Below are 22907 nucleotides of genomic sequence, written 5' to 3'. Positions count from 1 at the left end.
GGCATTCTCCTTTTCATTTCAAATCCTAATGGGTAACTAAAAAATAATACAAAAAAAGTCCCTATGCTGATCAGGATCAGCATAGGGACGATAGTACAATCGCGGTTCCACCCTAATTCTAGCTTATAAAAAACTAGCATCTCTTTTTGTAATCAGCTCCAGAAGGCCTTTCAAAACTTTGTCTATACTTGGCTTTCACTATCCCAAGTTCGCTCTTAAATAGAGGGAAAATTTTTACTCTTTTCTTTCATCGCTGGTTATTCACTTATTACTATATTAACCTGTAATATTGACTATTGTCAATATTTACTTTTCATTCTCGTCTGGTGTTTCATTCGGAGGAACTCTCTTATCTATTAGGAGGTTACCCCAAGTATACATTTGATCGATAAATTTTTTACTTTTCAACTTTATTCCGACAGACTCTTCATAGATGAGGTCAATCAACGTCCTGATCTCTCGCTTTGTTTCCTCTTTAACTGTAATAGCACCTAACTGATCCAACGAGACCACTGAAAACAAACGAATAAAATGAATCGCTCTTCTGCTTGCATGGTAACGGTGACGATCTAAATGCCAATGATTTTGGCATAGTAGGCCACCATAACTGCCTGAGTAATCAAAAGGTCCCTCAGTATTCCCGCATACCCGACAGCCTCTTAATTCGGGCGAAACACCAAAGTATGGAAGAATCTGTATTTCAAATATATTCACGACAATCTCAGGATCCGTTTCTTCATCGATTTCGGTTAAACACCGGTCTATCTTATGAAATAACGTACTATCCACAATTCCATCATCTAAAGCTGCATCTGCTAAATTCAAAATATACGTTGCATAAGCATTTAAGAAAATATCGGTTTGCATACTTTTATACTGATCAACTTCTTTTGCATCTCTTATAAAACAAAGCCCAGTGTCACGAATGTCCGCAATATACGTCGCTTTCGTAAATGGCAACACCGCAGTTCTAAGTTTGTTCTTTTGCTTTCTGGTTCCTTTAACAAAAAACATTCTCTTGCCAAAGCGATTAGTAAATAATTTAACTAATTGATCGTTTTCGCGATGATTTCGCACAGATAGCACAATGCCTTCTACTTCTTCTACTTGAGCCATTTAGAATCCTCCTACGAGATACAATCTCCGCTTAAAAAAACAAACCATAAAAATATGGTTTGTTTTTTTAGTTGGTTAGTGCTAATTAATAATCATCTTTGCGGTAACCATAGTCTTGTAAATTTATTTGACGATCGCGCCAATCTTTTTGAACTTTTACCCAAAGATCAAGGTAAATTTTGTCTCCCAGCAATACTTCGATATCTCTTCTCGCACGGATACCAATATCTTTCAGCATTTTTCCGCCCTTGCCAATAATAATACCTTTTTGACTTGAACGTTCTACGATGATCGCTGCATGAACTTGAACTTTCCCCAGTTCATTGCGTTGCATACTCTCTACTACTACCGCCACAGAATGAGGAACTTCTTCTCTAGTCAACTCTAATACTTTCTCACGAATCAATTCAGAAACAATAAAGTATTCGGGATGATCGGTCACTTGATCTTCTGGGTAGAATTGAGGTCCAGTAGGTAGATATTTTGTGATTTCCTCTAATAATGTATCTACATTATTTCCTTCAGAGGCTGAAATTGGAATAACTTGTGCAAAATCTACTAGTGAACGGTAGTCTTCGATAATCGGCAGCAATTGATCTGGATGTATTTTATCAATTTTATTCAATACTAAAAACACGGGACTTTTTACTGTTTTTAGTTTTTCCATAATAAAGTTATCTCCAGGGCCACGTTTTTCTGTAATATTTACCATAAATAAAATCACATCAACTTCTCTAAAAGCACTAAAAGCTGAATTCACCATGAAATCCCCTAGACGATGTTTCGGTTTATGAATACCAGGAGTATCAATAAATACGATTTGTGATTCTGGAGTCGTGTAGATCCCTTGAATTTTATTTCTTGTTGTTTGAGCTTTATCACTCATGATTGCTATTTTTTGCCCTACAATTCTATTTAACAACGTTGATTTACCAACATTTGGACGTCCTACTATAGAAACAAAACCTGATTTGTGCTCATTTGTATTTTTCATTAAACCATATCCTCCGATTTAAAAGCTCCGGGCAGCAATTCGCCAACCGTTGTTATCTGTTTATTTCCTTTATTGTTCGTTAATAAGACAGGCATATCTGGACCACAAAATTCTGCTAGTACTTGTCTGCAAGCCCCACAAGGTGAGATAGGTCCATCTGTATCACCGGTAACCACCAAATAATCAAACTCTTTTTTTCCTTCAGAAACTGCTTTAAAAATTGCTGTACGCTCAGCACAATTGGTTAAACCAAAAGAGGCGTTCTCAATATTACATCCTGAAAATACTTCTCCCTCTTTCGTTAAAAGAGCTGCTCCAACTGGAAAATTGGAATAAGGAACATAAGCTTTATCTAGCATGTCCGTTGCTTTTTGAATTAATTCTTCGACTTTTTGTTCTGTAGTGTGCATAAATGTTGATCCCCTTTAAAATAGTATTTGCCATAATTTAGGTAATATAATAATCGCTGCTACCACAACGGAAAATCCTGCTGTCATTAGAACAGCTGCGGCAGCCATATCTTTCGCTTTCTTTGCCAGAGAATGATATTGTTCACCAGCAGCTAAATCAACCACGTTTTCAATGACCGTATTCCAAACTTCCATTATGATCACTAAAAATATACTGAAAATAACCCATAACCATTCATTGACAGCTAAATTAAGGAACACACAAAACAATAGGACTATTGAACCAATCATAATATGGCAACGCATATTCCGTTCTTCTTGAAATACCGTTAGAACTCCCTTAAATGCGTATTTAAAGGAATCTGAAAATCTAGAGTTTTTCACTACTTCCTTTTTATCTTTTAAGTCCATAGGCTTCTAATATCTCTTTCTGCAATCCAAACATTTCTTTTTCATCTTCAGGGGTCATATGATCGTACCCATTCAAATGCAAGAACCCATGTAAGGCCAAAAATCCTAATTCTCGATCAAAAGAATGTCCATATTCATCGGCTTGGCTTGCGGTTTTATCAACAGAAATAATAATATCTCCAATATTTCTTGGCATCGGTTCTTCTAAAGTATCAAAGTTGATCATCAATTCGTCTTCTGCTTCATCTTCAATTGCAAAACTAATGACGTCCGTTGGTTGATCTTTTCCACGATACGTCTTATTGATTTTTTGAATATTTTCATTATCAACAAACGTTACTGACATCTCAGTATCTTTTGGCAACTCTAGATGATTTCCAGCAAATTCTAATAACGACTGGATTAATTCTTTTTGTTCAGTAGCAATTTTGTTGGTTTCATCATACAAATCTAATTCCATGAGTATTATCTCACTCCTTTTTTCCCCTCAGCTGATATTACTTATTCAGCGTCGGGTATTCGATCCTCGAATGGAAAGTACCATTCAATCCTTCACAAATCGCTTTTTCAACTATCTTCAATTCTTGTAAAGAAATCGAACATTCATCAAATTGACCATCTGTGATCCTTCCATTAATTAAATTATGAACGAATTTTTCAATGGATTCTTTAGTCGGATGCGACATCGACCTTACAGCTGCCTCGGCACTATCTGCAATATTGATGACGGCTGCTTCTTTTGTTTGCGGTTTTGGCCCCGGATACCTAAAATCACTTTCAAGTACGGTTTCATCTTTTTCTTTAGCCGTAACATAAAAATATTTCATAAGTGTTGTCCCATGGTGCTGAGCACAGATATCAATAATCGATTGAGGCATTTTAGCTTTTTCAAGCATTTTGACCCCTTCACTAACATGTCCAAAAATAATTTCTTTACTTTCAAAAGGGGTTAATAAATCATGTGGATTTTCCATCCCAGGTGGTAAATTTTCTACAAAAAAGAGTGAATGACGCAATTTTCCAACATCATGATAGTAACAAGCCACTCGAGCAAATAAGGAATCTCCTCCAATAGCCCCGACTGCATTTGCGCTTAAGTTCGCTACCATCAAACTATGGTGATAGGTCCCTGGAGCTTTTGTCAGCAGTTCTTTTAGCAATGGGCTGTTCGGGTTAGATAATTCAGTTAACGTCAATACGGCATTTTCCTCAAATAAAACTTCAATATACGGTGATAGAAGTACAGCCAGTAAGTAAGAGATGATTCCACTTAAGAGCGCGTAGAAAATCATTAGAAAAACTTGTTGTGACCAAAAATGCATATTTAAGTATAAAATAAATGAACTGATAAATAAGGCATTGAATACAGTGACCCAAATGAAACTAGACCAGAACTGGTTGGTAATTTTAGTACGCGTAATCATTGTACCCATCATACCGCTCAATAGATAAAAGAGGACTAATATGATACTAAAACTAGTGCCTGAATCTGGGCTGAAAATAAAGATAGAAAATGCGGCTGTAAATCCATTTGCCAATATTCCAAAACGTCGTGAGCCAAATGCTGTTAATAACGTTGAAGCTAACGCAGCTGGATATAGTAAACCGATGTAATCGATATCCGAGTTTTGAAGCAGTTGCAAGCTTTTCATCAGCAATAACGAGACTATCATAATGATGGCATAGAAAGTAATTTGACGCCCATGGTCTATTCGATCTATTTTTCTAGATTTTCCTAAATAATATAAAAGCAACGCTTGGGTAAAAATCAATACTATTAGACCATATAAAGATTGTTTTGAAAAAGTATTGTCTAACACACCTAGTAATTCAAGTTGATGCATATCGTTGCTGTCAACAACATGGCCTTCTTGAACGATTACTTGTCCTTGCAAAATCAGTGAAGGAGGAACATTAGCCATTTCTTCAACTTTCTTTTCCTCAGTAGCATTTGCATTGTAAGTATTATTTTCAACAATAGCATTATCGATGATCAGACTTGCGATGCGCTGGTTATTTGAGTCCAAATCAGAATAATCCAAATTATTATTGGCTTCTACTTTAATTTCACTTACTTCTTCACTTTTAATAGGATGGGTCATGAATTGTGATACCACAGAAACAATTGATTCTCTCATTCCTGCTAATGTTGCTTCATTCGTAGACAACAAATCTAAAACAGCCCAATCTGGAAGCATATCAATAAATTCTTTTGTAGCATCGTCTAAGTTATTTAGTTTTTCTTTAAATAACCTTAACATTTCATCTTCTGATAATCTAGATACTTTTATTTCTGATAATTCCTCAGCACTTATATCAGGTTTGTCTTCGGTAGCTTTTTTTCTAGCTTCTTTTAAATCAGCTTCATATTTTTTATCTGTTTCTTGAATCACTTCATCTATCGTAGCAAATAAAACTTCTACTTTTGATGTTTGGATAGCCTTCAAGTCTGGGTTATACGTATATACAGGAGAAACCGTTGCTGCGACAGTTTCTTTGTTTTCTTTTGTTTTTTCTGTATCTTCTACAGTTGCATTGGCACGTATGGTATCTTCTGCCACTTGAAACAATTCAATGTCTAAAGCAGTTGGTTTAACATTGCTATACATGATGAAAAATAAAACCACAGAAGTAAACAAAAGAATAGAAGGAATATATAGTTTGCCCATTTTTTTCTGAAGGCGTATTAAATTTCTTCGCATTCATTCACTTCCTATTCATTTTTTTCAGTGCTCAGTTTTTCAATTTCATCTTTTTTGACTTCACTCATTGTTTTTTCTTCGCTGTAAGCATTTATAATACTAGCAACTACTGGATGGCGCACGACATCATTCGAGTCAAATTGAACAAAATCAATCCCCTTAACATTATTCAATACTTTTTCAGCATGAACCAATCCACTGATAGCTCCTCTAGGCAAATCAATCTGAGTAACGTCTCCATTTACAATCATTTTTGAGCCAAAACCAAGACGAGTCAGGAACATCTTCATTTGAGCTTTTGTCGTATTTTGCGCCTCATCCAATATGACAAAAGCATCTTCCAACGTACGTCCTCGCATATAAGCTAATGGAGCAATCTCGATAACGTTGCGATCCATTAAACGAGTAGTGTGCTCCAAGCCAAACACGTTATACAAAGCATCATAGATTGGACGTAAATACGGATCGACTTTTTCTTTTAGATCTCCAGGTAAAAAACCAAGATTTTCGCCTGCTTCAACAGCCGGACGAGTCAAGATGATTTTTTTCACTTCCCCTTTTTTCATAGCAGCAACTGCCATGAAAACAGCTAAATAGGTTTTACCTGTTCCAGCGGGACCTACACCAAAAGTAATATCATTTTTTTTAATGGATTGAATATATTGGCGTTGACCAAATGTTTTTGCTCGTATAGGTTTGCCGCCATGATCTTTCCCAATTTCTTCTTCATACATGCTGATGAAAAATTGCAATGTATTCTTTTTAGCCATCTTGATGGCAGTGACCACATCTGATGGGCCAACTTGAATGGAGCGTTTGATCAACTCTTCTAATTGATTAAGGATTTCCTCAACTATAGCTGTGTTTTCTTCAAAACCAATAATTTCTAAATGGCTTCCACGGCTGTTAATAATAACTTCCATTGACTCTTCTAATAACGTTAAATGTTTATCTTGAGTACCAAATAGAATAGCTGTAGTATTTTCATTTTTCAAATTTACTAAACGTGTTTCATTCGTCAAGTTAGTCAACCAAACAACACTCTCCTTCTTCTTTCTATACTTTAAAGAATAGCACATTTTTTGTTTAAAATGAAGCTTTCCTTCTTAGATAGAAGACCAAATCTTAAACCTTAAGAGCAAAAAAAAGATAAAGTTAAGAATTATCTTAACTTTATCTTTTTTCACGGATAATTGCTTATCCTTTATGCATTCAAAAGTTCTTTTACTAATCGATTGACTTCGTTACCGTCTGCTTTACCTTTTGTTAAAGGTACAACAACTCCCATAACTTTTCCAAAATCTTTCATAGACTTAGCATCTACTTTAGTAATAGCCTCTTGAATAATCGCTTTAAGTTCGTTTACAGAAAGTTGCTGAGGTAAATAGTTACCAACGAGGTTCATGGCTGCTTCAGTTTGTTCAACTAGGTCTTCTCGACCAGCATCTTTAAACTCCGCAAGAGATTCACGACGTTGTTTCATTTCGCGAGAAAGAACTGTTAACTCTTCATCCTCACTTAATTCATTACCTTTGCTGATTTGATCATTTTGCAATGCAGCTTTTAACATACGTAGAACAGCTAAAGATTCTTTATCTTTGGCTTTCATCGCAGTTTTAATGTCGTCATTAATGGTTTCTAAAAGTGACAAGACTTTCCCACCCTCAATTCTAAAAGCTTTTTTTACTAGAATTTACGTTTTCTAGCAGCTTCAGATTTTTTCTTACGTTTCACACTTGGTTTTTCATAGAATTCGCGTTTACGAGCTTCTTGTAAAGTACCTGTTTTTGAAACGGAACGTTTAAAGCGACGAAGAGCATCATCAAGAGATTCATTTTTCTTAAGAACTGTTTTTGACATATAGATTCCCTCCCTCCGTGCTTGAAAAAGTAACTGTTGTTTAAGAACACATTAATAAAATTACTATATTCTTAAACACTGTCCTTCCTTATTATATCGAATGTATTTTTTTACGTCAATACAACATTTCCATATTTTAATAAAAAATAAGCAGTTTTTTGCTTTTTAGACCATTTATTAAGAACAATTTTCACATTTCCCAAAAATTTCAAATCGATGGGATTCAATCTGGCACCCATTTAGTTGAGTTTCAAAGAAATTCATTGGGCACATTTCGATTTGTTTTGTTTTTCCGCAATTTGTACAAATAAAATGATGGTGGTGTCCGGTGTGTTTACACCCAAAACGGAACATTTTTTCTCCATTTAATTCAGTTTCTTCAAGTACCTCTAATTCTACAAAGGTATAAATATTTCGATAAATCGTATCGTAACTAATAGAAGGGTATCTTTCTTTCAAACCAAGTTGCACTTCTTTTGCGGTTAGATATCGATTTTCAGCTGCAAATACGGATAACATGTTCTCACGTTTATCTGTGTATTTATATCCGTGTTCTTTCAACGTTTCAATTGCTTGTTCAACTGCTGTCATATAAGTGATCGCCTCCTTTACATGATCCAATTACCATCACATAGTATAACGCATTTACTACAGCTTAATCAAGTTCTTGATTTTACATTTTTTTAGTGATTTATTTTTGTTTAGTTAATGATTCCTGTATACTATTAATAAAGTAAGCAGATACAAAAAGGAGGAAAAACATGTCTTCAAAATCAACTATTAATTTTTATATCATCTCCGATTCAGTAGGCGGAACAGCTAGTCAACTTGGACAAGCTGCTATGACTCAGTTTCCTGATGCAGATATTAAAGTTTCAGCCTATCCTTTCATTCGCGGATCAGACACCCTTTTATCTATCTTAGAAAAAGCAGAAGCCGATAATGCGATTGTCCTTCATACATTGGTAGATGAAAATTTAAATGAAACAGCTAAAACATTTTGTGAATCACATGAGTTGGTTTGTTTTGATCCGCTATCTCCAATCATAAGTGAACTTGAAAAACGTTCTGAAATGACTCCTATTCAAAAACCAGGAGCTTTGCATCTTCTAGATGAGACCTATTTTAATCGAATTAAGGCAATTGAATTTGCTGTTAAATTTGATGATGGTCGTGATCCGAAAGGCTTTTTAGAAGCTGACATCGTTTTGCTAGGAATTTCTAGAACGTCAAAAACACCTTTAAGTATGTTTTTAGCTAATCAGAATTATAAGGTTGCTAACTTGCCTCTTATTCCTGAAGCTCACATACCTGAACAAATATGGGAAGTAGATCCGAAAAAAATAGTTGGTTTAACCAGTGACCGTGAAGCGCTGAACTCTATTCGTCGTGAAAGAATGATTACTTATGGAATGAATCCAGATACGGAATATTCTAAATTAGACCGAATTGATCGAGAACTTGTTTTCGCAAAAGATTTGTATGATAAGTTAGGATGTTTAGTGATTAATGTTTCAAAAAAATCAATTGAAGAGACAGCTGCAATTATTATCAATACTTTGCAAATCGAACATAAAAAATACGAACAGAACTAATTATAGCCTCTTCCTAACTGAATAGATCATACAATATTTCTATTCATAACCTTAAAAAAAATAAGCCTAAGGAATTATAGCTTAAAAAGCTTTATTCTTTAGGTTTATTTTTTTCATTCTGAAAGACCAGTCCACTATCTAGATAAATTTTAGCTAAAGATAGTAATGGTAACTCGCTAAATCGTCTAATTAGTCATAATAAACTTCATCTAGGAACAATCCTTGAGAAGGAACTGTCATCCCAGCATCACTTCTGATCCCACTCTTAAAGATAGCATCTATAGATGATGGATCTGCCATACCTGACCCAATTTCCAAGAGTGTTCCCATAATGATTCGAATCATTTTATATAGGAAACCCTCTCCTTTAAACGTAAAGTGAAGCAAATCGCCTTCTTTATGGATCTTGATTTCATCGATCGTTCTAACAGTCGATTTTTTAGATTTTTTGAGTGAAGAGAAACCTATGAAGTCATGGGTTCCAACAAGCTTATTGCAAGCCTCATTCATTTTGTCAATATCAAGTTCTCCAGGAAAATCATAGCTGAAATTACGGTCAAATACAGAAGGAATACTATTATTCCAGACATAGTAGCTGTATTTTTTTCCACTGGCATTATACCTAGCATGAAATCTTTCTGGTACTTCCTCAAGTTTCTTCACGACAATATCGCGTGGGAGATAACGGTTTAGATGATCCAACATCGCTGGAAATTCCATGGTAGATGTTGTTTTGAAATTGGCTACCTGTCCCTTAGCATGAGCTCCGGCATCCGTACGTCCTGATCCGATTATTTCAGTTTTTGTTCCTGTCATTGCGGTCAAGATATTTTCTATTTTTCCTTGAATGGTTTTGTCTGAATCACTGAGCCTTTGCCAGCCTAAATATCTACCGCCATCATACTCAATCGTCATTTTAATATTTCTCATTATATCCCTCTTAATCATCTAATTCTGCCCTATTTCCATGTCGTATACTTCTCTATTAGACCTATAATTGTTTATTAGATTAGACATTAACAGTATTTGTTACTAAATTACTCGTTTATTTATGCCCCTTTATACGACAGGGGCATTTATTTTTTTTCTACTGATTTAGTTCAAAGGATTTAGCTAGACTTTAGAAACCTCGGCTTGATCCTCCACCACCGGATGATCCGCCGCCTCCAAAGCCGCCACCACCACCGAAACCTCCGCCGCCAAAACCGCCACCGCCTCCACGGTATCGACTTCCGCCGGACATTCCAAGTAAGAACGGCCACAAACTGCTTCCTCTTCCTCTTCCACCGCCTGACCCGCCGCCTCCAAAGAAACTGCTGATAACAAAGAAGATAAGCACCACTATAAGAATAGCTGGAAAGTCTCCTGAGTCGTCTTCATAATCTTCGGCATTGACGTCGTAGCCAGAAAAAATAGTATCGTTATCAAACTGATATTCTTCATTAACTTTTATCGCAGTTTCAGTAAAAATGTTTTTCAATGCTGCATTGTAATCATCATTGGATAAATCTTCAATATTTCGATCTAAGATCGCTCCAGTTCCACTATCTGTCAGAGCACCTTCTAACCCATAACCAATTTCAAAACGAATTTCACGTTCCTCAGCAGATAACAAAATCAAAACTCCATTATCTAACTCAGTATTACCAATACCCCACTTTTCAAACAGTTCTACCGTGTACTCTTCAATCGTCACACCTTGCAAACTTTTTACAGTAGCTACAACTATTTGCGGTTTCTCTTGGGTATCTTCATAATGCTTGTTGACATCTATAATAAATTTTTCTGTTTCATCAGAAAGCAAATTCGCTTCATCGTAAACATAAAATTCATTAGAAGGTTCAGGATAATCAACAGCCGCCTCAGCAGTTAAAGGAAACAGCAGCATAAGCAACAATCCGAAAGAAATCGAGAAAAAACTCAAAATTGAAAAACGGTCAACTTTTCTCACTAAATTTCCTCCTTACACATAAGACTTTACAGTTATTCCTCATCATTACCAAAATTCACTTCAGGAGCTATTTCAGCACCTTCAACTGCTTCAAAATAAGGTTTTTCTGAAAATCCAGTCATACTTGCAATAATTGAACCTGGGAAACGTTTCACACGATTGTTGTATCCTTGTACTGTTTCATTGTAACGTTGTCTTTCAACAGCAATTCGATTTTCTGTACCTGCTAATTCATCCATTAAAGCTGTTACATTTTCATTAGATTTAAGCTCTGGATAACTTTCAACCACTACTAATAATCGTGATAAAGCTGAATTCATTTCGTTGTTTGCTTCTACTTCTTCTTCCATTGAACCCGCTCCACTTAGTGAAGCACGTGCATCTGCAATTGCTGTAAATACTTCTTCTTCTTGATCCATCGCGCCTTGAACGGAATTAACCAAGTTAGGAATCAAGTCATTTCTACGTTGCAACTGTGATTCAACTTGTGACCAAGCAAGATCCACGTTACTTTCTTCTTTGATTAATCCATTGTATGAACTAATTAGTGGAATGGCGATAATCACTACAGCTACGATAATTCCTATAATTATTTTTGTGCCGCTTTTCATATTTTTCATTTTGTCATCCTTCTTTCTTATAATATTCTACTGCTTTAATTATACTGTATATTTACGATTGATGCATCCGCCTTAAGGATGAAAGCACTATACTTATTCTTAAAGGGATACTTTATTTTTCTGTAAAGTTTTATTTACCTATTAAGTATGTCATAAAACTTTTTATTTAGGAAATAATCGAGCTAAGAAAAGAGAAAAAGAAAGGTTGCTTTCTTTTTCTCTTAGGGTTAATCCTTGAGTGATTAATAACCTACTTGATTTAAAATGTCCTCTAATAAGTTCGGATTAAATGCTTGCTCTTTTAGCATCTTGATTTCATAGCCATAAGGTGCTTTTTTATCTTTCTTATCTTCTCCTACATAGGGTGTTTCCAATATTTTAGGTACATTAGTTAATTGAGGATGGTGGACAACTTTATTTAAAGCATCAAACCCAATCGTTCCAAAACCAATATTTGCATGACGGTCTTTATGACTGCCTTGTGGATTTTTTGAATCATTCACATGAACCACTTTAAGACGTTCCAATCCTACAATTTTATCAAACTCATTTAAAACACCATCAAAATCTTCTCTCACGTTATATCCAGCATCATTTATATGGCAAGTATCCATTGTTACAGAAAGTTTGTCATTTAAAGTTACGCCCTCAATAATTTTAGCGATTTCTTCAAAATTACGTCCTACTTCAGTTCCTTTTCCAGCCATTGTTTCTAAAGCAATCTGTGCTAATTGATCTTTATGCAAAACTTCATTTAATCCTTTAATAATTTGAGCAATACCTGCCTCTGATCCAGCACCTACATGTGCGCCTGGATGCATAGTAATTTGTCTAGCTCCTAATGCTTCAGCTCTTAAAATTTCTGCTCTTAAAAACTCAATCGCAAATGTGAAATTTTCAGGTTTGATAGTATTGCCTAGATTAATGATATATGGAGCATGAACAACCATGTTAGACAAATTATTTTCTTGCATAAAGGAAGTACCCAGCGGAATATTCATATCTTCAATTGCTTTGCGTCGAGTGTTTTGTGGAGCTCCAGTATAAATCATGAACGTTGTAGCGTTGTAACTGCTCGCTTCTTCAGCTGAACCTAACAACATTTTTTTTCCACTCATTGAAACATGTGAACCTAATAGAACCATCTTTTTTTCTCCTAACATTAAATGCATTTTCTTTTATTCTAAGCTAGTTGTTTCAAAAGAACAACCAAGATTGAACTTGTTCTTCCATTTATTGCTTTTCAAATGACAACTGGTTTGCCCGAATTAAATTCTCAGAGACCACAGATGTATCACTGAAAAAATCACCTAGATGTTGTTTTTCTTGTGTGAACAACACCATTAGATAAATAAATGGGAATACTTTTAAAATATAGCGACTAAAGCATTCACGGATAATTACCGTTGCCCAACTTAGCTTTTCTTCTTTAAAGCTGACTACTCGAATACCAAAAATGATTTTCCCAATTGTTTGGCCATTCGTTAATTTTGTTACCAGTACAAAATAAAGTAAGTATATAGCCAACTTACTTAATGAGAATGCTGAAAATGCATCATCATTTAATGGATACCTTAATAATAAGAACAGCGGTTGAACAATTAATCGATTGATACTTGAGATTACGAGTAAATCAATTAAAAAAGCAAAAAGTCTAAACCAAAATCCCGTATAAAAAAAGGTAGGGTAACTGTGATAAGGTTTGCGTTTGCGTTCTTCTTGTTTTTGTTTTTCTTGCCAGTACTTTCGTCTAGCATCTCTAAGATCTTGCGGATTCATTTTTTCTGTTGATTTAACTTGAGATTCTTGTGAAGCTGGCTTAACAGCAGAATCTTCCTCAATAATCGTTGCTTTCATTTGTTCTTTTTGTTGTTCCAAACGGTTTAACCGTTTGGCTTGTTCAAGTTCTGCTTCTTCAATAGCTAATGCTTTTTTCAACTCACTCAAATCTAGTTCTTTTGTATCGCCTTTTTTTGCTTGGGTCGCCTCTTTCAAGTGCTCCTGCTCATTATTATTGGAAGTTGTACTCATTCTATTCACCTCCATAATAATACATCATCTTAGGAGAATCTGGTGTTCCAATTGCCGTCATCAATTTATCAATATCTGAGTTCATTGACTCACCTGATTGAAATAGACTACTTACTTTAGAACTAAATAACGAAGAAAATGACATTGCAGGACCTTGATAAGTAAATATTTCTGCATCTTCTAAATCGTAATCTTTTTTAATCGCTTCAAGTGCATCTTCTTGATAACCGATTTCATCGACTAAACCATTTGAAACAGCTTGTGCTCCATCGTAAATACGGCCATCAGCTATTGTCCTAACGACTGCTTCATCCATTCCACGTCCTTCAACAATAACATCTACAAAGCGATCATACGATGTATTTACCATTGTTTGTAAAATTTCTGCGTCTTCTTCAGTCATTGTTCGAGTTGAAGATCCAATATCTTTAAACTCACCACTTTTAATGGTAGTGTCATCGACTCCGATTTTTTCAAACAACTCGCTAAAATTCGTTCCAGACATAATCACACCAATCGATCCTGTCAGAGTTTCTTCAGAAGCAAATATTTTTTCTGCTGAAGCTGAAATATAGTACCCACCACTAGCAGCCATGCTTCCCATTGAAACATAAATAGGTTTTTCAGTTGTTTCTTGAATTTCAACTAATTTGTCTTTTATTTGAGCACTTTCATATGTACCACCGCCTGGAGTATTGACGGATAAAACAATTGCTTTAATCGTATCATCTACTAATACTTGTTCCAACTGTTGTAAAAATAAGTCATGATCGTATACTGAATCTCCAGTGAAGCCAGATGTCTGACCATCTAAAATTGTTCCATCTACAGACAATAATACGATCCGTTTAGAAGTGTCTCCAGCTTCTAATAAACTTTCTTCCAATACAGTTGTACCCAAAAAACCTAATAAGTTATCGCTTAACGATTCAGTTGCTTCTTGTTCTTCAACAATATAAGAAAAATAATTACTAAAAAATAGTGAAAAAATAAAAATACCTAGTGCAACACCAATTGCACTCCATCTTTTTGCATTCATCTATAAACCTCCCAAATTTTGTTTCCATAGTCTATTTTGACAAAATTGACTATGAATAACAAGCTAAATCTTAATTCGTTTCGACATAATTTTTTCTAATGAAACAAAAAAACGTGAGCAACAATCATTTGCTCACGTTTTTTTCTGTCAAAGAAATTTTTACAGTTTAATCTTCAATTTTTGTTGTATGAATTGATAATTCATCTAATTGTGCTTCACTAACCAAACTAGGTGCTGAAGTTAATGGATCTGTCGCTTTTCCATTTTTAGGGAAAGCAATCACTTCACGAATATTTTCTTTACCTGCCAATAGCATTGCAAATCGGTCAAGTCCTAAGGCAATTCCACCATGTGGAGGGAAACCATAGTCAAGTGCTTCTAACAAGAACCCAAATTGTTCTTCTGCTTCTTCTTTTGAAAATCCTAAAGCTGTAAACATTTTTTCTTGTAAGTCACGAGTATGAATTCTAATTGAACCTCCGCCCAATTCGTAGCCATTTAATACAATATCATATGCTTGAGCATAGACTTTTCCAGGATCCGTTTCAAGTAAATCAATATCAGATTCTTTTGGCATTGTGAACGGGTGATGAGCAGCTGAGTAGCGTCCTGCTTCTTCATCATACTCCAGTAATGGCCAGTCAACGATCCACATAAACGCATAAACGGATTCATCGATTAATTCTAATTCTTTCCCTAATTTCGAACGCAGTGCGCCTAATGAATCATGGACAACAGATTTTTTATCAGCCACAAACAACAACAAGTCACCTGTTTCAGCTTCCATTTTTTCAATCAATGCTTCTGCATCTTCTTTAAAGAATTTAGCGATTGGTCCTTTTAAGCCATCATCTTCAACTTTCAACCATGCTAAACCTTTAGCTCCATAGACAGAAACGAATTCGCCTAGAGCATCAATATCTTTTCGAGAGTAGTTGCTGGCAGCTCCTTTAGCGTTGATGGCTTTAACAGCTCCACCATTTTCAATTGCTCCACTAAAGACTTTGAAACTAGAATCTTTCACTAAATCACTAACGTCTACTAATTCTAATCCAAAACGAACATCTGGTTTATCACTACCGTAACGACTAATTGCTTCGTCATATCCCATACGTGGGAATGGTAACGTCAATTCAACGTCTTTTGTATCTTTTAGTACTTTAGCTAATAATTCTTCAGTAAATGATTGGATTTCTTCAGGCTCCAAAAAGCTGGTTTCAATATCGACTTGAGTAAACTCCGGTTGACGGTCTCCACGTAAATCTTCATCTCTAAAACAACGCACAATTTGATAATAGCGATCAAATCCAGCACCCATTAATAGTTGTTTGAATAATTGTGGCGATTGAGGCAATGCATAAAAATGACCTGGATGAACTCGTGACGGTACCAAGTAGTCTCGCGCACCTTCTGGAGTTGATTTTGTTAAATACGGTGTTTCAGTATCAATAAAGTTGCGGTCATCTAAATAGTGACGAATTGATTTTGTCATTTGGTGACGCAAAATCATATTCTGAGTCATCTCTGGACGTCTTAGATCAAGGTAACGGTATTGCATTCTTTTATCATCGGATACGGCTACACCATCTTCAATATAAAACGGTGTTGTTTTTGAAGCGTTAAGAACCTTGACATCGTATACTTCGACTTCTAATTCTCCTGTTGAGATATTCTTATTTACAACAGCTTCTTTTCTTTCAACAACTTTCCCTTTAACTTCAAGGACATATTCACTACGTACGTCTTCAGCGATAGCTAATGCTTCTTTTGAAAAAGTTGGGTTAAAAACGATTTGAACGATTCCTTCGCGGTCGCGTAAATCAATAAAAATCAAATCTCCTAAATCTCTTCTTTTTTGTACCCATCCTTTTAAGATTATTTCTTGTCCTAATAAATCACGAGAGACTTTCCCGCAATATTCTGTTCTTTTTCCCATTTGCTCCAGCTCCTATCACTAGTTGTTCCTAATTAATCTTCTTTATTGAAAAAGTCATTGAAAGCTGTCATATCTGCTACTTTTAAATTGAATAGTTTTTCAAAATCTTTGTAGACCTCTGTTAATGGAACTTTTGATTCATTTCCAGTCTTCATGACTTTAAAATTCACTTCTTTTTGTTCTAATTCTGCATCGCCTAAAGTAATTACCACTTTGGCATTTAGTTTTGAAGCTGTTTTAAACTGGCCTTTTATTTTACGATTCATGTAATCCCGTTCAGCAGACAACCCAGCTCCTCGAGCAGCTTGAACAATCTTAAGTGACTCAAGGTTTGTTGCTTCTCCTAAACCAATTACATAGACATCTACTTCATGGGTATCCGGTATGTCAATTTCTTCTGCTTCTAATGTCATCATTAAACGTTCTAAGCCTAATGCGAAACCAAAACCAGGAGTAGCAGGACCACCGACTTCTTCTACTAATCCGTCATAACGGCCACCGGCACAAATTGTTGTGATTGCACCAAATCCTGGAGCATCGCTCATTACTTCAAAAATCGTGTGCGTATAGTAGTCTAATCCTCTAACCATGTTGCTGTCGATCACAAAAGGAATGTCTAAAGCTGTTAACATTTCTTTAACGGTTTCAAAGTGTTTTGCTGAATCTTCACTTAAATAATCTAGAATAGATGGAGCATTTTTAACGATTTCTTTATCTTTTTTATCTTTACTGTCTAATACACGTAATGGATTTTTGTGCAAACGTGTTTGCGAATCGGCACTTAACTCTTCGAAATGAGGTTTTAAATAAGCAATTAAAGCTTCTCTATAAGCTACACGACTTTCAGAATCCCCTAGTGAATTGATCACTAAAGTCAATTTTTCTAGCCCAAGTTCTTCAAACAAAGCCATAGCAAGAGCCATTGATTCTACATCTGTTGCCGGGTTCGTACTGCCAAAAACTTCAACACCTAATTGGTGAAATTGTCTCATTCTGCCGCCTTGAGGACGTTCATAGCGGAACATTGGACCTTTATAATAAACTTTGTATGGTTTATTGTGTTCAGGTCCGAATAATTTATTTTCAACAAATGCACGAACAACTGGAGCTGTTCCTTCTGGACGAAGCGACATATGACGTTCGCCTTTATCAAAGAAATCATACATTTCTTTTGAAACGATATCGCTTGTTTCTCCTACACCGCGAGAAAATAAATCATAGCTCTCAAAAATAGGTGTTCTTATTTCTCCAAATTGATAATCAGCCAATACCATATTTAAAATTTCTTCAACGTATTGCCATTTTCTTGAATCTTCGGGTAATAAATCTGCTGTCCCTTTAGGTTTTTGAATAGCCATTAATTAACACTCCTTATTTTTTACAATTATTCTAAAAAAATACAAAAAAAACGCCCTTATTCTAAATAGAATAAGGACGAATGATTAGTTATTATCGTGGTACCACCTTTGTTTGAAAGCCTAAGCTTTCCTCAACGATTAACGCTCGTAACGTAACAGCTTTTCACTGCTAACCCTCAAGAATGTCTTTCAGTTAACTCTACGGGAATTTCTTTCAGCCAAGGAAATTCTCTCTATTCACACGTCAGAACTACTTACTTTTTCTCTCATTGGGTGTTATATACAATAATGTAAGATTACAAGAAAGGATAAACAATGTCAAGACTAGAAAGCAAAAAGGTCTTGTTCTATTCATTTGTAAAAAAAACGAAAGAATATTAGGATTTAATTGCATATTAAAGCGCATCATTGCTATAATTGAAAAGTACATATAATCTATAGTTGGTTGCGTTACCGCCATTAAGAAAGTAGTGAAACTATCAGTGGAAAATAAATTAACATTAAAAAAGAAAAAAAAGATTGTTACATTGTTCATCATTGCATTGTTTATCGGCTTAACTACTTTTGCCACTGTCGTTCTGGCTAATCAAGGAACCATCAAAGTGGATGCAAGTGTTGTCAATGTCCGAACGGGGCCAGGACTATCTTACGACATTATGACACAGGTTACTGGTGGAGAAAAAGTAACCATGTTAACCGAGGAAAATGAATGGTATAAAGTGCGTTTAAGCAATGATCAGATCGGTTGGATCGCCAGCTGGCTTATTGAAAATACCGAAGTGAGTGCTGCAACCAATAAAATTGGTGTGGTTACTGGAGAAGAAGTAAATATACGTAGTGAAAGCAATGCGGACTCTACTATTCTTGGAAAAGTAGTCAATGGAACAGAGCTAACCGTGTTGTTCCAACAAGAAGGCTGGACACAAATTCAATACTATGGACAAGTTGCTTGGATCAGTTCAGAGTTAATTGAAATTACTGAATCAGCTACTGAAACAACCACAGTTGCAGTAGCTGAAGAAAATTCAGCGCCTATACAAACCGTTACAACTCGTAGCGGTAGCACGAATATCCGTACCAGTCCTTCTGTTGAAAGTAGTGTTGTAGCAACTGCTGAAAAAGGAGAAAGTTTCACCTATCTCTCTGCTGAAGGCGATTGGTATCAAATAGAGTTAGCAAGTGGCGAAACAGGTTATGTAGCAAACTGGGTGGTAGACTTATCAGCCAACAAAACACCTGCACCACCTGCCAATATCACTTCTTTAGCTGAAGCAACAATCGTAATTGATGCCGGACATGGTGGAGATGATCCTGGTGCCTTAGCACATTCATTTTATGAAAAAGATGTTACGTTAGATACAGCTAAACTCGTGGCTAACCGATTGCGTGATGCTGGAGCAAATGTTATCTTGACGCGTTCAGATGATGAATTTGTCAGTTTAGATGAGCGAGCGGTCATCAGTAATCAATCAAATGCAGATGCATTCATTAGTTTACATTATGATTCAACTGAAATAGCTAATGAAATCAGTGGTACTACAACGTACTATTACCATGACAAAGACATGCCATTAGCTGAGATCGTAAATGCTAATTTGAAACAAAATGGCTTATTGCCAAATAACGGTGTACGATTCGGGGATTTCTACGTCACTAGAGAAAATACTCAGCCTGCTATCCTGCTTGAATTGGGATATCTAAATAATGATGTAGATCAAGATACGGTCAATTCCGTATCCTATCAATCTTCTATTGCAGAAATTCTTTATCAATCATTGAATCAATACTTTATTCCGTAAATTAAAAAACTGACTATACAAGGAAATCTCCTTGTATGGTCAGTTTTTTTAACGTTGTTTACTATCTATGATAATGGTTACCGGACCATCATTTACAAGTGAAACTTGCATGTCTGCGCCAAAGGTTCCTGTTTGAACCGTTAGACCGGTCGCTCTTAACTGAGCATTAAACGCATCATAAATTGGAATAGCCGTGTCTGGTTTTGCTGCTTTAATAAAACTTGGGCGATTCCCTTTTTTAGTGTCAGCATGTAGTGTAAATTGAGAAATGGAAAGAATTTCTCCACCAACATCCTCTATACTTAAATTCATTTTTCCTTGTGTATCTTCAAAGATACGCATTTTACTGATTTTACGTACAAGGTATTCAATATCATCTTGTTGATCCTCTTCTTCTATTCCAACCAATAGAACGAATCCGTGAGTAATCTCTCCCACAACCGATTCTTCAATACTGACGCTTGCGTGCTTTGTTCTTTGTATGACAACTCTCATCTTATAACCACCTTTTTACTTTCTAAGAATTTTACTTGGCTATCTTCTTGTTTAACAATTGTATCGGACCTGGTACTAATTTGAAAGATAAGATTACTTCTATTCTAAAAGAAATATCCTTTGGAGCATCATCATCAGTTGTCAAACAACCCCATAAAAAAAGCGGAAATTGCCTATACGATAGGCAATTTCCGCTTTTTTATTTTACTATTAAGAAGACATTCTTTTCACATTGTATACATCAGGAATTGATTTTATTTTTTCAACAATTTTATCTAATTGTTGAATATTTTGAATACCCACTGTTAATGTAATAGTAGCCATTTTGTTATTGTCTACTTTTCCATTCACATTGTTTAAATTTTTGGTCATACTGTTTACAACTTGCAATACTTCATTCAACAAACCGGAACGATTATAACCAATAATCTGTAATTCCGCATTGTATTCTTGACTCTTAGATGTCGTATCTTCCCACTCAACATCAATCAATCGATTTTCAGCATCTTTTGCTGCTAAAACATTTGGACATGTTTTCCGATGAATCGAAACCCCGCGGCCTTTTGTAATATACCCAACAATCTCATCACCCGGAACAGGATTGCAACAACGACTAATCCGAATCAGTAAATTGTCTATTCCTTGAATGACAATGCCGCCCTCATGTTTTATTTTAATTTTTTCAGGCTCTTTTTTAGTTTTCAATTCTATTGACGTAGTATCTTGGATTTTCTTTTCAAGATCTCGCTCTCTGCGCTCTTTTTCCGTTAAGCGATTGGCTACTACAAGAGCTGTTAATTCACCATATCCTACAGCAGCGTATAGATCGTCTTCTGAAGTAAAATTAAATCTTTCTAAAAGCATTTTGATATTATTTTTTGTCAAGAAATTTTTCGGCGGAAATTGCATTTCAGTTAACTGTTTTTCAACCAATTCGCGACCCTTTATGACATTAACTTCACGATCTTGTAGTTTAAAGAAACGTTTTATTTTATTTTTGGCTTTACTGGTTGATACTAAATTAATCCAATCACGACTTGGTCCATAAGAATTTGGAGAAGTTAATATTTCAATGATGTCACCCGTTTTTAATTTGTAATTTAAGGGAACAATTTTTCCATTAACTTTAGCACCAGTCGTCTTATTTCCTATTTCAGTATGAATATTAAATGCAAAATCTAACGGACCAGCACCAGAAGGCAATTCACTGACATCGCCTTTTGGTGTAAAGACGTAAACTTTGTCTTTAAAAATATCTTCTTTGACACTTTCCATAAAGTCACTTGCATCACTGGATTCATCTTGTAATTCAATAATATCTCTAAACCAAGAGATTTTTTTACCATCTGAATCATCTTCAACTTTTCTGGTAATGCCTTCTTTATATGCCCAGTGAGCCGCAACTCCATATTCCGCAACTGCATGCATTTCTTTTGTGCGGATTTGAACTTCTATAGGTTTACCAAATTCCCCTATAACGGTAGTATGGATGGATTGATACATATTCGATTTTGGCATGGCAATATAATCTTTAAATCTGCCAGGCATCGGTTTCCAACGTGTATGGATCGCACCTAACACTGCATAACAATCTTTAATAGAGTCTACAATAACCCGTATAGCTAATAGATCATAAATTTGATCAAACTGTTTCTTCTGATCGCGCATTTTGCGGTAAATGGAATAGATGTGTTTTGGTCTGCCTGTAATATCTGCAGATATATTTAATTCCTCTACAGATTCTTCAATTTTTGAAATAGAATCTGTGATATATTTTTCTCGTTCTTCTCTTTTAGAATTCATTAAATGAACAATACGGTAATATTGTTGAGGATTTAGGTAACGCAAAGAAGTGTCTTCTAATTCCCATTTAATTAAATTGATCCCTAATCGATGAGCTAGTGGAGCATAGACTTCAAGAGTTTCATTTGCGATACGTCTTTGCTTTTCTGGTCTATGGAATTTTAATGTGCGTAAATTGTGCAAACGGTCAGCTAACTTAACCATGATAACTCTTAGGTCTTTTGCCATTGCCAGCAACATTTTACGGTGATTTTCTGCTTGTTGTTCTTCGTGTGATTTATATTTAATTTTCCCTAATTTAGTAACGCCATCAACGAGCATGGCTACTTCAGGTGAAAACTCTCTGGAAATATCTTCAAAAGTGTATTCAGTATCTTCTACAACATCATGAAGAAATCCCGTTGCCACTGTTACAGGGTCCATTTTTAATTCAGCTAAAATGCCCGCTACTTGTATCGGATGAATAATATAAGGCTCTCCAGATTTCCTGAATTGATCTTTATGGGCATTCGTAGCAAAATCGCATGCTTTTTTGACAAAAGCCACATGACTGCTATTCATATAAGTAACAGTTAAGGCAATTACTTCTTGTGCAGTATAATCTTTATTTTTAGGCATCTTGTCACCTTCTTTTCATTTATCCCTAGCTTGTTAAAAATTCATTACAAAATAAGCACTCCAAAATGAGTGCTTTAATTCCTGTATTCTCATTATATTATACTCATTTTAGTCCTTAATTTCAATATAAACAAAAAAATCAACTAAAACAGTCTTTATTTTAATAATT

General features: G+C 35.3%; 22 protein-coding genes and 2 other annotated features. Of the genes, 2 read left to right on the top strand and 20 right to left on the bottom strand.

Annotated elements, in window-relative coordinates; translation table 11 throughout:
• Nucleotides 1-80: 80 nt before the first annotated feature.
• Nucleotides 81-260 (bottom strand) — a binding site (T-box leader).
• 46 nt (nt 261-306) lie between these two features.
• From recO to CAR_RS05785, 10 genes are all read right to left on the bottom strand, one after another.
• Entirely contained in the window at nt 307-1116 is an 810-nt protein-coding gene (gene recO, locus CAR_RS05830; protein ID WP_013710794.1) for a DNA repair protein RecO, read from the bottom strand.
• Nucleotides 1117-1201: 85 nt separating this feature from the next.
• On the bottom strand, nt 1202-2110 hold the full coding sequence (gene era, locus CAR_RS05825) for a GTPase Era (protein WP_013710793.1): 909 nt from the start codon (nt 2108-2110) through the stop codon (nt 1202-1204).
• Complete coding sequence (locus CAR_RS05820; RefSeq protein ID WP_013710792.1) at nt 2110-2520, bottom strand: cytidine deaminase; 411 nt, start codon at nt 2518-2520, stop codon at nt 2110-2112. Before CAR_RS05820 ends, era begins: the two co-directional genes overlap by 1 nt.
• A gap of 15 nt (nt 2521-2535) precedes the next feature.
• Nucleotides 2536-2904, bottom strand: a complete 369-nt coding sequence (locus tag CAR_RS05815) for a diacylglycerol kinase family protein (RefSeq protein ID WP_238526712.1) — start codon at nt 2902-2904, stop codon at nt 2536-2538.
• A 10-nt stretch (nt 2905-2914) separates the two neighbouring features.
• Complete coding sequence (gene ybeY, locus CAR_RS05810) at nt 2915-3391, bottom strand: rRNA maturation RNase YbeY (RefSeq protein ID WP_013710790.1); 477 nt, start codon at nt 3389-3391, stop codon at nt 2915-2917.
• A gap of 37 nt (nt 3392-3428) precedes the next feature.
• A complete protein-coding gene (locus CAR_RS05805) occupies nt 3429-5633 on the bottom strand; it encodes an HD family phosphohydrolase (protein ID WP_041556306.1) in 2205 nt (734 codons plus the stop codon).
• An 11-nt stretch (nt 5634-5644) separates the two neighbouring features.
• On the bottom strand, nt 5645-6655 hold the full coding sequence (locus CAR_RS05800; protein ID WP_013710788.1) for a PhoH family protein: 1011 nt from the start codon (nt 6653-6655) through the stop codon (nt 5645-5647).
• 182 nt (nt 6656-6837) lie between these two features.
• The gene (locus CAR_RS05795) at nt 6838-7284 is read right to left on the bottom strand and encodes a GatB/YqeY domain-containing protein (protein ID WP_041556305.1); all 447 of its coding nucleotides are present in this window, start codon (nt 7282-7284) and stop codon (nt 6838-6840) included.
• Between the two features lie 35 nt (nt 7285-7319).
• On the bottom strand, nt 7320-7493 hold the full coding sequence (gene rpsU, locus CAR_RS05790; RefSeq protein ID WP_013710786.1) for a 30S ribosomal protein S21: 174 nt from the start codon (nt 7491-7493) through the stop codon (nt 7320-7322).
• A 177-nt stretch (nt 7494-7670) separates the two neighbouring features.
• Nucleotides 7671-8093 carry a Fur family transcriptional regulator gene (locus CAR_RS05785; protein ID WP_274413432.1) on the bottom strand — a complete coding sequence of 141 codons (423 nt, stop codon included), beginning with the start codon at nt 8091-8093 and terminating at the stop codon, nt 7671-7673.
• Nucleotides 8094-8254: 161 nt separating this feature from the next.
• On the opposite strand from CAR_RS05785, the gene CAR_RS05780 reads away from it, so the two are divergent.
• A complete protein-coding gene (locus tag CAR_RS05780; RefSeq protein WP_013710784.1) occupies nt 8255-9088 on the top strand; it encodes a pyruvate, water dikinase regulatory protein in 834 nt (277 codons plus the stop codon).
• A gap of 189 nt (nt 9089-9277) precedes the next feature.
• Here CAR_RS05780 and truA read toward each other — a convergent pair whose 3' ends face one another.
• The 8 genes from truA to hisS all read right to left on the bottom strand — a co-directional run bounded on the left by truA (nt 9278) and on the right by hisS (nt 18023).
• Nucleotides 9278-10018 carry a tRNA pseudouridine(38-40) synthase TruA gene (truA, locus tag CAR_RS05775; RefSeq protein WP_013710783.1) on the bottom strand — a complete coding sequence of 247 codons (741 nt, stop codon included), beginning with the start codon at nt 10016-10018 and terminating at the stop codon, nt 9278-9280.
• Nucleotides 10019-10208: 190 nt separating this feature from the next.
• A complete protein-coding gene (locus tag CAR_RS13380; RefSeq protein ID WP_013710782.1) occupies nt 10209-11039 on the bottom strand; it encodes a TPM domain-containing protein in 831 nt (276 codons plus the stop codon).
• A gap of 32 nt (nt 11040-11071) precedes the next feature.
• Complete coding sequence (locus CAR_RS05765; protein WP_013710781.1) at nt 11072-11659, bottom strand: LemA family protein; 588 nt, start codon at nt 11657-11659, stop codon at nt 11072-11074.
• Between the two features lie 242 nt (nt 11660-11901).
• The gene (locus CAR_RS05760; protein ID WP_041556303.1) at nt 11902-12804 is read right to left on the bottom strand and encodes a deoxyribonuclease IV; all 903 of its coding nucleotides are present in this window, start codon (nt 12802-12804) and stop codon (nt 11902-11904) included.
• Nucleotides 12805-12892: 88 nt separating this feature from the next.
• Nucleotides 12893-13690 (bottom strand): RDD family protein, encoded by a 798-nt coding sequence (locus CAR_RS05755; RefSeq protein WP_013710779.1) that lies wholly within the window; start codon nt 13688-13690, stop codon nt 12893-12895.
• Nucleotide 13691: 1 nt separating this feature from the next.
• Entirely contained in the window at nt 13692-14729 is a 1038-nt protein-coding gene (gene sppA / locus CAR_RS05750; protein ID WP_013710778.1) for a signal peptide peptidase SppA, read from the bottom strand.
• Between the two features lie 166 nt (nt 14730-14895).
• A complete protein-coding gene (gene aspS / locus CAR_RS05745; RefSeq protein WP_013710777.1) occupies nt 14896-16665 on the bottom strand; it encodes an aspartate--tRNA ligase in 1770 nt (589 codons plus the stop codon).
• A gap of 32 nt (nt 16666-16697) precedes the next feature.
• Entirely contained in the window at nt 16698-18023 is a 1326-nt protein-coding gene (gene hisS / locus CAR_RS05740) for a histidine--tRNA ligase (RefSeq protein WP_013710776.1), read from the bottom strand.
• A gap of 69 nt (nt 18024-18092) precedes the next feature.
• Nucleotides 18093-18302: a binding site (T-box leader), on the bottom strand.
• Nucleotides 18303-18505: 203 nt separating this feature from the next.
• Here hisS and CAR_RS05735 point away from each other — a divergent pair.
• The gene (locus CAR_RS05735) at nt 18506-19822 is read left to right on the top strand and encodes an N-acetylmuramoyl-L-alanine amidase (protein WP_013710775.1); all 1317 of its coding nucleotides are present in this window, start codon (nt 18506-18508) and stop codon (nt 19820-19822) included.
• Between the two features lie 48 nt (nt 19823-19870).
• Here CAR_RS05735 and dtd read toward each other — a convergent pair whose 3' ends face one another.
• Nucleotides 19871-20317, bottom strand: a complete 447-nt coding sequence (gene dtd, locus CAR_RS05730; RefSeq protein WP_041556301.1) for a D-aminoacyl-tRNA deacylase — start codon at nt 20315-20317, stop codon at nt 19871-19873.
• 210 nt (nt 20318-20527) lie between these two features.
• Nucleotides 20528-22738, bottom strand: coding sequence for a RelA/SpoT family protein (locus CAR_RS05725; RefSeq protein WP_013710773.1), 2211 nt, complete (start codon nt 22736-22738; stop codon nt 20528-20530).
• Between the last annotated feature and the right edge of the window lie 169 nt (nt 22739-22907).

The organism is Carnobacterium sp. 17-4 (genome assembly GCF_000195575.1).
Classification (GTDB): domain Bacteria; phylum Bacillota; class Bacilli; order Lactobacillales; family Carnobacteriaceae; genus Carnobacterium_B.
Note: the sequence above shows the minus strand (reverse complement) of the source record. Positions and strands in the feature narration are given on the sequence as shown.